Origin of the sequence: Klebsiella sp. DY2415, assembly GCF_026314315.1 — a bacterium.
GTDB lineage: Bacteria > Pseudomonadota > Gammaproteobacteria > Enterobacterales > Enterobacteriaceae > Klebsiella > Klebsiella ornithinolytica.
Window position 1 is genome coordinate 5,336,766 of sequence record NZ_CP111115.1, and the last position, 14,997, is coordinate 5,351,762.

Genomic DNA, 14,997 nt, shown 5'->3' on the forward strand with positions numbered 1-14,997 from the left:
TCTTTGTCAGGCCGCTCGTATGACTTCGCGCAACAACGAATGCGCGGTGATAAAGGCGCTTCCCATCAGTGCGTTTTCCGCCAGCCAATCAGCCAGGACACCGCGCCAGCGGCCATCAGCCAGCCTGGCATCATGCCCCATTCCGGGCGGTGGATAAATAACAGCGTACCACTCAGTAACAGAACCGCGCCTATACCAAACAGATAACGGGACTGCCCCTGACGAACATGTCGCACCTGGAAGTCGCGCACGATGGTATCCACGCTGGTCTGCAGCTGTTTGCTTTGCTGCAAAGTCTGGTACACCAGCTCAGGTATTTCCGGCATTCTTTCGATCCAGAACGGCGCTTTTTCTTTAAACGCACGCACCAGCGCCGGAATGCCGACCTGATCTTTAATCCACGACTCAAGGAAAGGTTTCGCCGTTTTCCACAAGTCTAACTGAGGATAGAGCTGGCGGCCTACCCCTTCTACGTAAAGTAATGTCTTCTGCAGTAATACCAGCTGCGGCTGCACTTCCATATTGAAGCGCCGGGCGGTGTTAAACAGGTTCAGCAGCACATGACCAAACGAGATCTCAGCCAGCGGCTTCTCGAAGATCGGCTCGCAGACGGTGCGAATAGCAAACTCGAACTCTTCAACATTGGTATCCGCAGGAACCCAGCCTGAATCTACGTGCAGCTCGGCGACTTTACGATAATCGCGGTTGAAGAACGCAATGAAGTTTTCCGCCAGGTAGCGCTTATCTTCTTTGTTCAGCGACCCCACGATACCGCAGTCGATCCCGATGTACTGGGGGTTCTCCGGATGGTCGTAGCTAACAAAAATATTGCCTGGATGCATGTCTGCATGGAAGAAGCTGTCGCGGAACACCTGGGTGAAAAAGACCTGCACGCCGCGTTCCGCCAGCAGCTTCATGTTCGTGCCCTGCGCTTCCAGCGCCTCCACGTCGGAAACCGGGATCCCGTAAATCCGCTCCATGACCATCATGTTTTCGCTACAGTAATCGGAGTAGACCTCCGGTACATATAGCATCGGGCTGTCTTCAAAGTTGCGCCGCAGCTGAATGGCGTTCGCCGATTCACGTAGCAGGTTAAGTTCATCCAGCAGCGTTTTTTCGTATTCGCGAACCACTTCCTGCGGGCGCAGGCGGCGACCGTCGGGCAGTAAACGCGGCACCCAGCGCGCGAGACGATAGATAAGCTTCATGTCCGCTTTAATCACCGGCACGATATCCGGGCGGATCACTTTGATAACGACCTCTTTACCGTTTTCTTTCAGCCGTGCGGTATGGACCTGCGCAATAGAGGCCGATGCCAGCGGTTCAATCGAGAAATCGTCAAACCAGGCCTCTACGGGAAGACCGCCCATCGCCTGTTCGATCTGCTGTTTTGCCAACCGGCCATCGAAGGGCGCTACGCGATCCTGCAGCAGCGCGAGCTGATCGGCGATTTGCGGCGGGAACAGATCGCGGCGGGTGGAGAGCATCTGGCCGAACTTGATCCACACCGGCCCCAGCTCCTGCAGCGCAAGGCGCAGACGTTCGCCGAGAGGTTGGTTTTTATGACGATTCGGCATCCAGAACAGCATCCGCCGCCCGATACGCAGCGGCAGCGTGATACGCATTTTGGGAATGAGCTCATCAAGCCCATAGCTCAAAAAGGTGCGGATAATAAGATACAGGCGCCGTAATTCTCCTGGCGTCATTTGCCCTCCAGCGTTTCCAGCCGTTTTTCCAGTGCGGAAAGCGCGCGTTCCACAGCCGCGGTCTCTTCGCCAAACCAGGCCATTTCCAGCGGCCCAGGCGCCATACGCCACTCTTCGGTCAGCGCTTCAGCGACATACCGCTGCTGACGCTGAGCGCCGTGCAGCAGAAAACGAGCTCCGGAGCGAAAGACCTTACTGACCCCTTCCGCAACGATATCGCCGGTGTAAGGCGCCAGCAGCTCAGCCGGATCGAATTCCGCCAGGTCACATAGCGCCACCGTGTTCTGCACCACCTGCAGGTCGCCCTGCACTTCCAGATCACCGCTGCGAATAAGCGCCGTGAGCTGTTGACGGTTGCGCAGCTGTGGCAGCACGCTGAGACGAGTAATGACGGTACAGTCGGCATCGCCTTCCCAGGTCCCCAGCACATCCACCTGACGCTCGCTGAAGACCAGCACAACCGGCGTCGACAGCTCCTTCAGCTCAACGCGCAGCACCTTCCCCAGCAGACGCTGGCGAGCAGGTTTTAACGCTTTGTCGCGCCAGAGAAAGGTATTGAGGGCGGTTTCAATGCCAGCGGTAACCAGTGGTTTGAAAGGCATGCGATCCCTCCTGTCAGAACTTATAACCGCGGTGCAACGCAACGATACCAGCCGTCAGGTTGTAGTAGTCGACGTTTTCGAAACCGGCGTCCTGCATCATGGCTTTCAGGGTGTCCTGATTCGGGTGCATACGAATAGATTCCGCCAGGTAGCGATAGCTTTCACCGTCTTTGGCAACCAGTTCCCCTACGCGCGGCAGCACGTGGAAGGAGTAGGCATCATAGGCTTTGCTGAGCGGCTCAATAATCGGTTTCGAGAACTCGAGCACCAGCAGACGACCGCCCGGCTTCAGGACGCGATACATTGAACGCAGCGCCTTTTCTTTATCGGTGACGTTACGCAGGCCAAATGAAATCGTGATGCAGTCAAAAGTGTTGTCGGCAAACGGCAGCGCTTCTGCGTTAGCCTGAACGTATTCAACGTTGCCGACGATGCCGATGTTGCGCAGCTTTTCGCGCCCCATTTTCAGCATAGAGTCGTTGATATCTGCCAGCATGACGCGCCCCGTTTCACCCACCAGGCGAGAGAACTTCGCCGTCAGGTCGCCGGTACCGCCGGCCAGGTCCAGAACGGTCTGTCCACGGCGTACGCCGCTGCAATCGATGGTGAAACGCTTCCACAAACGATGAATACCGAACGACATCAGATCATTCATAACATCATATTTTGCGGCCACAGAATGGAATACATGTGCCACCATGTCCGCCTTCTGCTCTTTGGCTACCGTCTGAAAACCAAAGTGCGTCGTTTCTTGTGAATCCTCAACCATCTCAATGCCTGCTTATCAAGAAAATGTTCGCCGAGTGTAACAGATTCAGCGCATTTCCCATACGGTTCAACGCGGCATAGAGGACTCGCCGGACATCGTCTCATCGGCCGGATCGGAGGTAAATTCGTTATCTTCAAGCGCTTTTTCGTCTTCTTCAGAACGATATTCGTCATCCTGAGCCGTTGCCTGATCGACTAAATCAGGATTAATCCCGCGCTTCACTTCAACGCCAAGACCGCGGAACGCTTCTGCCTGCACCAGCAGATTTCCGCGCCCGGAAGCAAGCTTTTTCATCGCCTGGCGATAGTTATCCTGGGCTTTATCCAGGCTCTGCCCGATGGCGGACATATCATCAACGAACAGTCGCATTTTGTCGTACAGACGACCTGCGCGCTCAGCGATTTTCTGCGCATTGCGGCTTTGATGTTCATAACGCCAGAGATTGGCAATCGTCCGCAGCGCCACCAGCAGCGTCGTCGGACTGACCAGCATAATGTTGTTCTTCAGCGCTTCGCTGATAAGTTCAGGCTGGCGGTCGATAGCCAGCAGGAAAGCCGGCTCCACGGGAATAAACATCAGCACATAGTCGAGCGAGCGCAGGCCCGGCAGCTGTTGATAATCTTTACGTCCGAGCAGGCGAATATGGTTACGCACCGAGGCGATATGCTCCTGCAGCGCCGCCTCGCGGGTGTAGTCATCTTCGGCATTGAAATAGCGTTCGTAGGCCACCAGCGTCATTTTGGCATCAATGACCACGTCTTTCCCCTGCGGCAGGCGAACGATGACATCGGGCTGCATGCGCGAACGACCTTCTGTTTCGATGCTGACCTGGGTCTGGTATTCATACCCTTCGCGTAGCCCGGAAGCTTCCAGCACGCGGGTTAGCACCACCTCTCCCCAGTTACCCTGCGTTTTGTTATCCCCTTTCAACGCCCGGGTCAGGTTCAACGCCTCCTGCGCCATCTGCGCGTTCAGCTGCTGCAGATTGCGGATCTCATGGGCCAGCGTATGCCGCTCACGCGCCTCCTGGCCAAAACTGTCCTGCACCTGGCGGCGGAAACCGTCCAGCTGTTCACGCAGCGGCGTCAGCAGGCCATGTAAACTCTGCCGGTTCTGCTCATCGACGCGCCGGTTGCTGTGTTCGAAAATGCGGTTTGCCAGGTTTTCAAACTGCTCGCTCAGACGCTGTTCGCTGTTCACCATCTGGCGGATTTTATCCTCGGCGTGGATCCGGGTAGATTCAAGGCGGGTGGTGACTTCGCGGAGATCGGCCTCCAGAGAGCTATTGATATCACGCAGGCTGCGCAGTTCGTTATTCAGCAACTCACATTCATCGCGCCAGTGGGCCTCCTGCACCAGCTGCTGGCGCGCGGCGCTGAGCTCGATATCCAGTTCACGGCGCTCCTCGATAAGGTCGGCGCGAATTTGGTCAGCTTTGGCTTTGGTCGCCAGCCACCCTGCGACCAGCCCTACGGCCAGCGCCACGATGGCACTTATCACAATCGAGATATCCACAACGCCCCCTGCGGCAACAACTTACGGCACAAAAATAGAATTGTGCTGTACAAACGTCCAGTTTAAAAGAGATTTCCTGCGAGGCGCAGCGCAAAAAAGAAAGGCCGGAAGATCCGGCCCTGGGTGGAGAGGCGAGGAATTACAGCAGACGGCGAGCCGCTTCGACGACGATTTTTACCGCGTGGCTTTCGGTTTGCTTCATGGTTTCCGCGTTCGGAATTTCCTGCTGGGTACGGTTGACGATAACCCCGGCAACCATCCCGGCACGCAGCCCCTGGCTGGCACACATGGTCAGCAGAGTCGCAGACTCCATCTCGTAGTTCATGACCCCCATTGACTGCCACTCTTCCATAGAACCTTTAAAACGGCTGACCACGCGACCGGAGAAGGTGTCGTAGCGCTCCTGGCCCGGGTAGAAGGTGTCAGATGATGCGGTCACGCCGATATGGGTGGTCGCGCCGATCGATTTGGCCGCTTCAACCAGCGCAGTGGTGCAGGCAAAGTCAGCCACGGCCGGGTATTCCATCGGCGCAAAGTGCAGACTCGCGCCATCGAGACGTACGGATGCGGTGGTAACCAGCACGTCACCGACGTTAATGTGTGGCTGGATAGCGCCGGTGGTGCCGATACGCAGGAAGGTACGAATCCCCAGCTGCGCCAGTTCTTCAACGGCGATGGACGTTGACGGGCCGCCGATACCGGTAGAGCAGACAATGACCGACTTGCCATCCAGTTCGGCACGCCAGGAGGTAAATTCGCGGTGAGATGCCAGCTTGACCGGCTTATCCATCAGCGCGGCGATCTTTTCCACACGCTCCGGATCGCCAGGGACGATAGCCAGCGTAGCCCCTTGTAAATCGTTTTTGGTGAGGCCGAGATGAAAAACATCAGACTTAGACATAAAAAACTCCTCTGTGGGTCGAATTATCAGCAGAAGCAAAACGGTACTTTACAGAAGCTACCCGCTTAGTTTTGTGACAAAAATCACCATGAACAAAAATCATTGCAATGATTTTCCATCAAAAAGTGATAAACATCACATTAACAAGTTATATTCATCGTGTCTGAACAAAAGATAGCCTGTTTCAGGCACTGTGCTTTGTTAACGTCCGGTCGATAGCGTCTATAGTTATCGATGCGCTAATAAATAAGGGTACGGAGAATACCATGACCACAACCAAGCAACCTGGCTTTGCGCCTGCAGCCACGCCGCACGCTTCTACCACCGTTCATACCTCGGAGGAGAGCATCATCACAGGCGAAACGTCGATCCCCACTCAGGGAGAGAACATGCCGGCCTATCATGCTCGTCCGAAGAACGCCGATGGCCTGCTGCCGGTCGTTATCGTTGTTCAGGAAATTTTCGGCGTCCATGAACATATCCGCGACATTTGCCGCCGTCTGGCGCAGGAGGGATATCTGGCTATCGCGCCAGAGCTCTACTTCCGCCAGGGCGATCCGAATGACTATACCGATATCCCCACCCTGTTCCAGGAGCTGGTCAGCAAAGTGCCGGATGCGCAGGTGCTGGCCGACCTCGACCATGTCGCCAGCTGGGCCGCACGCCACGGAGGCGATGCTCATCGTCTGCTGATCACCGGCTTCTGCTGGGGTGGACGCATTACCTGGCTTTATGCCGCCCATAACCCGCAGCTAAAAGCCGCCGTCGCCTGGTACGGAAAGCTGGTCGGGCAGAAAACCCTGAACTCAGCGAAATATCCGGTGGATATCGCCGTTGATCTCAACGCGCCGGTGCTGGGGTTGTACGGTGGCAAAGACGCCAGCATTCCACAGGATACGGTGGAAACCATGCGTCACGCGCTTCGCGCGGCCAACGCCAAAGCGGAGATCATCGTCTACCCGGAAGCCGATCACGCCTTTAACGCCGATTATCGCGCCAGCTATCATGAAGAATCGGCCAAAGACGGCTGGCAGCGTATGCTGGCATGGTTTGCGCAGTATGGCGGGAAGCGCGCGTAAGCCGCTATCGGTTGCCGATATGGCGGTTAATCATATCGGCGATCGTTCCGTCACTCTTCCATGCCGCCAGACAACCACAGACAAATTCATAGTGCTGTAGCCGGTTTCGGGGAACGCAAATCGCTTGCTGTATCTGGCTGAAACTATCAGGCAGGAGGCGAAACTGGGGATATTCCCGCGCCACGCTGGCAAGCGGCTGACGGATCCCGGCAACCATCTCCCCTTCCCCGGCGATAAACGCGCGGATCGCCTCCTGGGAGGTAGCGTACTGCTGCATCGCCGCATGGCGTAGCGTTCGAATCAGATACAGTTCATAGGCCGCCCCTCTCCCGACGTTAATCGTTACTCCCGGGCGATCCATCGCTTGTACGGAGTGAATATCGCTGTCGTTTCTGACCAGCACTGAACTTTCAATCGTGACATACGGCGGGGTGAAGCACAGTTTGTCTTCACGAGCGGGATCAATCGCCAGGAAAGCAATATCCCACTGGTCCAGCAAAGCTACATCAACCACTTTCCCGGCCGTCGGCCAGGTCACAAATCGCGCCTCGCAACCGCATTCAGCGGCCAGTTTTTTGGCTAACTCGGCGGTGATGCCACCCGGGGTATTATCCGGCAATAACGTGGCGAGAACCGGGTTCCCCAGATTAATAGCAAAACATAAGGACCGCTGCGGATCGTCGAGCCTGGTCATCATTCTCCCCCGGAAATGTCTGTGCTTGCTCAGTGCAGCTAAGCGTAGCCCAGCCGCAGGCACTCCGCAGGTTAGACGGGACATTTGCCAGCACGAAAGAGAAAAGAAAAAGAGAAAAGAAGAGGAGGCCTGGGCCTCCTCCGGGACGAGGGTTAACGGAGTTATGCCTGACGCAGATTCTGCGCGGCTTTCACCATGTTAGCCAGCGCGGCGCGGGTTTCCGGCCAGCCGCGAGTTTTCAGGCCACAGTCCGGGTTGACCCACAGACGCTCTGCCGGGATACGCTGCGCCGCTTTCTCCAGCAGTGCTTCAATCCACTCCACGCTCGGAACGTTCGGCGAATGGATGTCATACACGCCCGGTCCGATTTCGTTCGGGTATTCGAACTCTTCAAACGACTCCAGCAGCTCCATGTCAGAACGCGAGGTTTCAATGGTGATCACGTCCGCATCCAGCGCGGCAATCGAATCCATGATGTCGTTGAACTCGCAGTAGCACATATGGGTGTGGATCTGGGTATCATCCCGCGCCACCGCGGCATTGATCCGGAAGGCTTCCACGCCCCACTGCAGATAAGCATCCCAGTCGCTACGCTTGAGCGGCAGTCCTTCACGCAGCGCCGGCTCATCAATCTGGATGATGCCGATACCGGCCGCCTCCAGATCCGCCACTTCGTCACGCAGCGCCAGCGCAATCTGTTTGGCGATGGTTTCGCGACTGACGTCTTCACGCGGGAATGACCAGCAAAGAATCGTCACCGGACCGGTCAGCATGCCTTTCACCGGCTTGTCGGTCAGCGACTGGGCAAACTTCGCCCACTCAACGGTGATTGCTTCCGGGCGACTGACATCCCCGATGACCACCGGCGGCTTCACGCAGCGGGAGCCGTAGCTCTGTACCCAACCGTTTTGCGTGAAGATGAACCCGTCGAGATGCTCACCGAAGTACTCCACCATGTCGTTACGCTCGGCTTCGCCGTGAACCAGAACATCTAGCCCTAAACGTTCCTGCTCAACAATCGCCTGCTTGATATGCTCCGCAATACCGGTGCGATAGTGGTTGGCATCGAGATTGCCTTTTTTGAAGTCCAGACGCAGGCCACGGATCTCGGTAGTCTGTGGAAAAGAGCCGATGGTCGTGGTCGGCCACGCCGGTAGATTGAAGCGCGTACGCTGCGCCCTGGCGCGTTCAGCATATGGGCTGTTGCGCTGGCTGTCCTGAGCGGTAATGGCCGCCAGACGTTTTTCTACCGCCGCATTATGTACGCGGGTAGAGTGACGGCGAGCCTGAATCGGCGCGCTCCATTCAACCAGTTTTGCGGTCTCGCCGCTATTCAGCGCATCGCGCAGCAGGGCCAGCTCGGTACATTTCTGCAGGGCAAAAGCGAACCAGCTTTTCACTTCCGCATCGAGACGGGTTTCCACGCTCAGGTCGATCGGGCTGTGCAGCAGGGAGCATGAGGTCGCGATCCACAGCGCACGCTGGCCGACGATGTCTTTAATTTGCGCATACTTCTCCGTCAGATCGGCGCGCCAGACGTTACGGCCGTTGATCAGGCCCGCAGAGAGCAGCCAGTCGGCTGGCAGACGCCGGTGCAGATCGGCCGCATCATCTTTACCGTGAACCAGGTCAACGTGCAGACCCTGCACCGGCAGCGCGGTGATGGTGTCGAGGTTGGCGGTGATGCCTTCAAAGTAGGTGGTCAGCAGCAGCTTAACCTGACCTGCGAGCGCGTCATACGCCGGTTTGAACGCCTCCAGCCACGCCTGCGGCAGTTCCAGTACCAGAGCCGGCTCGTCAATCTGTACCCACTCGATGCCGCGTTTTGCCAGCTCTGCCAGCACCTGCTGGTAAACCGGCAGGATATCCTTCAGCAGGCTCAAACGGTCAAACTGTTCGCCTTTGACTTTGCCCAGCCACAGATAAGTGACCGGCCCCAACAGGACGGGTTTAACCTTATGACCAAGCGCCAGCGCTTCGTCCACTTCATCCAGCAGCTGGGTCCAGGTCAGTTTGAACGACTGCCCTTTTACAAACTCTGGCACCATGTAGTGATAGTTGGTGTTAAACCATTTGGTCATTTCTGCCGCTGCCGCCGGTTCGCCGGTCGGCGCACGGCCGCGGCCAATGCGGAACAGGGTATCGATATCAACCGAGCCATCTTTGTTCTGATGACGAGCCGGCACGTTACCCAGTAGCAGGCTGGTAGTCAGAACATGGTCGTACCAGGCGAAATCACCCACCGGCAGCAGGTCAACGCCCGCCTGCTTCTGCTGCTCCCAGTGACGGGCGCGCAGCTCGCGGCCCACCGCCAGCAGTTCTTCGCGGGTTGAGTTACCTGCCCAGTAGCTCTCTTGCGCTTTTTTCAGCTCGCGACGTAGACCAACGCGAGGGAAACCGAGGGTGTGATTAATAATTGTCATTTTTTGAGCCTCATGATTGCAATCCGAAAGATTTCGGATTCAGGGAAGGCGGCAAACTTGCTCATCCCCAGGAGCTTACTGAAGTAAGTGACCGGGGTGAGGAAGTGCGGCCAACGCACCATAAATTCGAAAGATAAAGGATTTAGACGTCCAGATGTTTACACATCCATAATTGGCGGTTACTGTATATTCCTCAAGCGCAAATTATTCATGCCGAAGTGAAGGACTTTCATGATCGAAATAAAACACCTGAAAACGCTACAGGCGTTGCGGAATAGCGGGTCGCTGGCAGGCGCTGCGGCAGCTCTGCATCAAACTCAGTCCGCCCTGTCTCACCAGTTCAGCGATCTGGAACAACGCCTTGGCTTCCGCTTGTTTGTGCGTAAAAGTCAGCCTCTGCGCTTCACCCCACAGGGGGAGATCCTGCTCCAGCTGGCAAACCAGGTTCTGCCGCAAATCAGCCGCGCGCTGCAGGACTGCCACGAGCCGCAGCAAACCCGTCTGCGCATCGCTATCGAGTGTCATAGCTGTATACAGTGGTTGACCCCGGCGCTGGAGAGTTTCCGCGCCCGCTGGCCGCATGTCGAAGTGGATTTTCAGTCCGGCGTAACCTTTGACCCGCAGCCAGCTCTGCAGCAAAGCGAGCTGGACCTGGTCATGACCTCCGATATCCTGCCGCGTAGCGGCCTGCACTATTCGCCTATGTTCGATTTTGAAGTTCGCCTGGTGCTGGCGCCGGAGCATCCGCTGGCAGCGAAAACGCGCATCTCGCCGGAAGATCTGGCATCGGAACTGCTGTTGATTTATCCGGTTCAGCGCGGTCGCCTGGATATCTGGCGCCACTTCCTGCAGCCGGCCGGCATCAGCCCGCAGCTCAAAAGCGTCGACAATACCCTGCTGTTAATTCAGATGGTCGCCGCGCGGATGGGCATCGCCGCCCTGCCGCACTGGGTGGTGGAAAGTTTTGAGCGCCAGGGTCTGGTCGTCACCAAAACCCTGGGCGAAGGACTGTGGAGCCGACTGTACGCCGCGGTACGCGACGGCGAGCAGCGCCAGCCGGTCACCGAAGCGTTTATTCGCTCAGCGCGGAATCACGCTTGCGATCATTTGCCGTTTGTCCGGAGTGCGGAGCGACCCAACGGCGATGGACCCACAGTGAGGCCAGGATCACCAGAGCTCCTGTAATAAAGCTCGGCCAGTGGGGCTGTTCTTGCCAGATGGCAAGGTTAACCAGCAGCCCGGCGGGGACATGCACGTTATTCATAATGCCCAGCGTTCCGGCATCCACCTGCGTGGCCCCGTAGTTCCACATAAAGTACCCCAGCCCCGACGCTGCCACGCCCAGCCAGACCAGGACACCCCACTGTAGGGTTGTGGTTGGCAGCCTCTGCGGATTGCCCAGCATAAACCAGGCCGCCACTGCCACCAGGAAAGCCCCCATATAGAACCACGCAAACGCGTTGTGCTGCGGCATAGGACGTAGCTCCATCAGCCGCTTATAGCCCACCATTCCGATAGCAAAGCTAAGGTTCGACAGCTGAACCAGCAGCAGCCCCGTCCAGAAATGATCGCTCACTTTGTCATAGCGAATAATGGCCGCGCCCAGCACCGCCAGCCCCGCGCTCAGCAGATATCCCCAGCGGAGCTTGCGTCCGCTGAGCAGATCGTAAATCAGCGTGATATAAAGCGGCGTAAAGACGGTAAACAGCAGGAATTCAGACACCGTCAGGTACACATAGGCGCGGAATGCCAGCAGGTACATGATGCCAAGCTGCATGGCGCCGACCAGCATGTAGAGCACGATAGTACGCGGCGATTGCCCGCGGGTACGCAGAAACGGCAGAAACACCAGTGCCGCCAGCCCCACGCGCATTAGCACGGAAAAGTAGCTATCGACGCTGCCAGCCAGGTATTCGCCTATCAGGCTAAAGGAAAAAGCCCACAGGATAGTGGTAATAATCAGTAGCGCCACAATGAATGTCTCTCAGGAAGAAGAGCACTCATTGTAGCGGAGAGTCAGGTTGACGACTGAGCAATAAACAAACAGTCGTCAATCTTTATCAGGCGAGATAGAGCTTACGCAGATAGTGCGGCACCGCATCGTCAGCGTTGCTGCCGATCACTTCCAGATCCGGATGCAGGTCTTTCAGCCGCTGGTGAGCATTCTGCATAATGCAGCCTTTTCCCGCCATCGACAGCATTTCTGCGTCGTTCATGCCATCACCAAAAGCGATGCAGTCTTTCAGGCGATAGCCCAGCATTTTGGCGACCGCTTCCAGCGCATGCCCCTTCGACACGCCACCGGCCATCACTTCCAGGCAGGTCAGCGTGGAGAAGCTGACGTTCACGCGATCGCCCCAGCGGGCGTTGATCGCCTGCTCCAGCGGCAGCAGATGCTCATGATCCTCGCAGGTGAAAAACACTTTGCTGATCCCCTGCGGATCAAGCTCGCCCGCTTCGTAGAGCTGATAGTTGAAGACGGCCTCTTTGAAAAAACGCATCTCTTCCGGGCGGTGGCGGTTCATATACCACTCATCTTCGCGGTAGACGTTGGTCACCACTTTCGGGTCATTGCGCATCATTTCAAACAGATCGGCCGCAATGTCGCGGTCAAGGTTATGGGCAAAGATCTGTTTCCCCTCGCCGTCGTGCACGCGCGCGCCGTTGGAGGTGATCATGTAGGACCGGATGCCGAGATTATCGCGAATCTGACCGACATCGATGTAATGACGACCGGTGGCAAAGACAAAATCGATCCCGCGCGCGGTCAGCAGCTGCAGCGTCTCTTTTGCGTAGGGAGTTAAGTAGTGATCGGGAGAAAGCAGCGTGCCATCTAAGTCAGACGCAACAACCTGGTACATAAAAATTTTAACCTCTAAGCAGGGCGACGAGCGTTTTCGTCGGATTCATTGTGTCGACTGAAAAAATCGACGATGGCATTCAGCGCGACTGAGCGCATGGCGTCCTTTTCAAAAAGGATCTCATGGTATGCCCCTTCTATAACAAGCGGCTTACTACCTTCGCAGGGCCGACCTGCCGCGGCACGGAGTTCGCAGTAGCGTTCGTGCATGCGGTTATCGACTACGCGTTCTTCTTCTGCCTGCAATAACAATGTGGGAGTGGTGTCTTTCTCTACGCCCGCCAGCGCCTCTTCACCTGCGAGGATCCCCTCACGCACCCAGTGGTAGGTTGGCCCGCCGACGCGCAGCTGTGGTTCATCGGCATAGAAGCGCAGATTACGACGATAGCGTTGGCGACTGTGCGTCAGCACGTTGACCGAAAAGGGCAGCGCCCGCCAGCGACCGGTACCCAGCGCATACTCTTCACGAATGCGCTGATGGCCCTCAGCCCAATCGAGAATATGGCGTACCATCCAGTCCGGGAAACGCATGACGATACCGAACATAGGCGCGCACAGCGCAATAGCGTCGCAATGCTGCTGGTGACGCTGCAAAAACAGCGTCGCAATGGCGCCCCCCATCGAATGGGCGAGGATAAACCTTTTTCGCCAGTGGCCGGGGGCAACTTCCTGCTGCCAGAGCGCAGCCAGATCGTCAACATAATCGCTAAAGCGCACCACGTGGCCGCGATGGCTGTCGGTCAATATTCGCCCGGAACGCCCCTGGCCGCGATGGTCGATAATCATCACGTCGAAACCGCTGTGGAACAGATCGTAAGCCAGCTCGGCGTATTTCACGTAGCTTTCAATACGCCCCGGACAGATGACCACGACCCGATCGTTTTCTTTGGCGCAAAAGCGAACAAAACGGACCGGGACATCATCAACGCCCCTGAATTCCGCCTCTTCCCGCTGATGCCAGAAATCGGTAAGTGGCCCCATCGTAAAAGCCGCAAACGCGTTTTCTCGTGTATCCCAATCCTTTTGCTGCCGAAACATCGGGCTTACACCCCTGTTAACCACTGAAAATCGTTTTTTTAGCGCGCATCACACAATGCTTACGCAATAGCGTATTGTGGCATAAAAACAGACAACCAGGGAGTTTCTCATGACGTTCGAGTGGTGGTTCGCCTATCTGCTGACATCCATTATCCTCAGCCTGTCGCCAGGTTCCGGGGCCATTAATACCATGACGACCTCGATCAACCACGGCTACCGCGGCGCGGCCGCCTCGATTGCCGGATTACAAACCGGACTGGCGATTCATATCGTCCTTGTTGGTATCGGCCTGGGAACGCTGTTTTCCCGCTCGGTGCTGGCCTTCGAGGTGCTGAAGTGGGCCGGGGCGGCTTATCTTATCTGGCTGGGTATTCAGCAATGGCGCGCGGCGGGATCGCTCAATCTCAATACCCTGGCAAAGGCGCAAACGCGTGGAAAACTGTTCCAGCGCGCGGTTTTCGTCAACCTGACCAACCCGAAAAGCATTGTCTTTCTGGCGGCCCTGTTCCCGCAGTTTATCGTGCCGCATCAGCCGCAGGTCATGCAGTATCTGGTTCTCGGCGTTACCACGATTGCGGTGGATATCATCGTGATGATTGGCTACGCGACGCTGGCGCAGCGTATTGCGGCATGGATTAAAGGACCGAAACAGATGAAGGCGTTGAACAAAGTCTTCGGATCGTTGTTTATGCTGGTGGGCGCGCTGTTGGCTTCCGCACGCCATGCCTGAGGCGAGAACCCCGGTTTGCCTTCAGCAAACCGGGAAAACCAGCGCTTAGCGCGAAATGATCAGATGAATACCGAAACCGGCGAACAGCGTTCCGGCAATGCCGTCGATCCATTTTGCCATCCGCTGGTAACCACGACGCATAGCCGGTAAGGCAAACAGGCTGGCCACGACGGTAAACCAGGCCAGCGTTTCCAGAACGATCAGCAGGAAAATCCCCCAGCGCTCGCCCGTGCCGACGTTATCGCCGACAAAGAGTGAGAAGACGGAACCAAAATAGATAATCGCCTTCGGGTTAGCGAGGTTGGTCAGCAGCCCTTTCAGGAAGCTACGGCCACTGCGGGCCAGCTCGACCTGCGGCTCCGGCGCCGGCGCATCGCTTTTCTTCAGCGCACCGCGCAGCATCTGATAGCCCATCCAGCACAGGTATAAGCCGCCGCCGACCATAATAATGGTGTGCAGCCAGGCCATTTTTTCGATAATCAGGTGCAGGCCAAGCAGCGCGACGCCCGCCCAGACCATGACGCCACAGGTAATCCCCAGCACGCCCATCAATGCCTCTTTACGAGAACGGCTAACGGCGGTCTGAGAAACAAAGAAAAAGTCCGGACCTGGACTCATCAGCGCAATGATATGCACCAGCGCGACGGTGAGGAAAAGCATCAGCATGATTGAACCCTAAT

The 14,997-nt window shown here is 56.8% G+C and carries 14 protein-coding genes; 3 read left to right on the forward strand and 11 right to left on the reverse strand.

The window, feature by feature from the left end; all coding sequences use genetic code 11:
• Positions 1 to 65: 65 nt before the first annotated feature.
• The 5 genes from ubiB to udp form a co-directional block, all read right to left on the reverse strand.
• The gene (gene ubiB / locus OQV00_RS25250) at positions 66 to 1,706 is read right to left on the reverse strand and encodes a ubiquinone biosynthesis regulatory protein kinase UbiB (RefSeq protein ID WP_004869667.1); all 1,641 of its coding nucleotides are present in this window, start codon (positions 1,704 to 1,706) and stop codon (positions 66 to 68) included.
• Positions 1,703 to 2,308, reverse strand: coding sequence for a ubiquinone biosynthesis protein UbiJ (gene ubiJ, locus OQV00_RS25255; RefSeq protein WP_004869663.1), 606 nt, complete (start codon positions 2,306 to 2,308; stop codon positions 1,703 to 1,705). Before ubiJ ends, ubiB begins: the two co-directional genes overlap by 4 nt.
• A gap of 13 nt (positions 2,309 to 2,321) precedes the next feature.
• The gene (gene ubiE / locus OQV00_RS25260; RefSeq protein ID WP_004869660.1) at positions 2,322 to 3,077 is read right to left on the reverse strand and encodes a bifunctional demethylmenaquinone methyltransferase/2-methoxy-6-polyprenyl-1,4-benzoquinol methylase UbiE; all 756 of its coding nucleotides are present in this window, start codon (positions 3,075 to 3,077) and stop codon (positions 2,322 to 2,324) included.
• 66 nt (positions 3,078 to 3,143) lie between these two features.
• Positions 3,144 to 4,592 carry a DNA recombination protein RmuC gene (gene rmuC, locus OQV00_RS25265; RefSeq protein WP_004869657.1) on the reverse strand — a complete coding sequence of 483 codons (1,449 nt, stop codon included), beginning with the start codon at positions 4,590 to 4,592 and terminating at the stop codon, positions 3,144 to 3,146.
• Positions 4,593 to 4,731: 139 nt separating this feature from the next.
• A complete protein-coding gene (gene udp / locus OQV00_RS25270; RefSeq protein ID WP_004869655.1) occupies positions 4,732 to 5,493 on the reverse strand; it encodes a uridine phosphorylase in 762 nt (253 codons plus the stop codon).
• Positions 5,494 to 5,759: 266 nt separating this feature from the next.
• Between udp and OQV00_RS25275 the strand changes: the two genes are divergently transcribed.
• Positions 5,760 to 6,572, forward strand: a complete 813-nt coding sequence (locus OQV00_RS25275; RefSeq protein WP_044347819.1) for a dienelactone hydrolase family protein — start codon at positions 5,760 to 5,762, stop codon at positions 6,570 to 6,572.
• 4 nt (positions 6,573 to 6,576) lie between these two features.
• Here OQV00_RS25275 and OQV00_RS25280 read toward each other — a convergent pair whose 3' ends face one another.
• Both OQV00_RS25280 and metE read right to left on the reverse strand, forming a co-directional pair.
• Entirely contained in the window at positions 6,577 to 7,266 is a 690-nt protein-coding gene (locus tag OQV00_RS25280) for a transporter substrate-binding domain-containing protein (protein WP_081351894.1), read from the reverse strand.
• A gap of 161 nt (positions 7,267 to 7,427) precedes the next feature.
• Positions 7,428 to 9,689: a 5-methyltetrahydropteroyltriglutamate--homocysteine S-methyltransferase gene (gene metE, locus OQV00_RS25285; RefSeq protein WP_048024900.1), complete on the reverse strand. Its 2,262-nt coding sequence runs from the start codon at positions 9,687 to 9,689 to the stop codon at positions 7,428 to 7,430.
• Positions 9,690 to 9,920: 231 nt separating this feature from the next.
• Between metE and metR the strand changes: the two genes are divergently transcribed.
• Positions 9,921 to 10,874 carry an HTH-type transcriptional regulator MetR gene (gene metR, locus OQV00_RS25290; RefSeq protein ID WP_004869643.1) on the forward strand — a complete coding sequence of 318 codons (954 nt, stop codon included), beginning with the start codon at positions 9,921 to 9,923 and terminating at the stop codon, positions 10,872 to 10,874.
• Here the strand turns inward: metR and OQV00_RS25295 are convergent.
• From OQV00_RS25295 to pldB, 3 genes are all read right to left on the reverse strand, one after another.
• Positions 10,762 to 11,661 carry a carboxylate/amino acid/amine transporter gene (locus OQV00_RS25295; RefSeq protein ID WP_004869640.1) on the reverse strand — a complete coding sequence of 300 codons (900 nt, stop codon included), beginning with the start codon at positions 11,659 to 11,661 and terminating at the stop codon, positions 10,762 to 10,764. The genes metR and OQV00_RS25295 overlap by 113 nt on opposite strands.
• Positions 11,662 to 11,749: 88 nt before the next feature.
• A complete protein-coding gene (gene yigL / locus OQV00_RS25300) occupies positions 11,750 to 12,550 on the reverse strand; it encodes a sugar/pyridoxal phosphate phosphatase YigL (RefSeq protein WP_004869637.1) in 801 nt (266 codons plus the stop codon).
• 14 nt (positions 12,551 to 12,564) lie between these two features.
• Positions 12,565 to 13,587: a lysophospholipase L2 gene (gene pldB, locus OQV00_RS25305; RefSeq protein WP_266279600.1), complete on the reverse strand. Its 1,023-nt coding sequence runs from the start codon at positions 13,585 to 13,587 to the stop codon at positions 12,565 to 12,567.
• A gap of 109 nt (positions 13,588 to 13,696) precedes the next feature.
• Between pldB and rhtB the strand changes: the two genes are divergently transcribed.
• Positions 13,697 to 14,317: a homoserine/homoserine lactone efflux protein gene (rhtB, locus tag OQV00_RS25310; protein ID WP_004869632.1), complete on the forward strand. Its 621-nt coding sequence runs from the start codon at positions 13,697 to 13,699 to the stop codon at positions 14,315 to 14,317.
• A 45-nt stretch (positions 14,318 to 14,362) separates the two neighbouring features.
• Here rhtB and rhtC read toward each other — a convergent pair whose 3' ends face one another.
• Positions 14,363 to 14,983, reverse strand: coding sequence for a threonine export protein RhtC (rhtC, locus tag OQV00_RS25315; RefSeq protein ID WP_015585398.1), 621 nt, complete (start codon positions 14,981 to 14,983; stop codon positions 14,363 to 14,365).
• Positions 14,984 to 14,997: the final 14 nt, after the last annotated feature.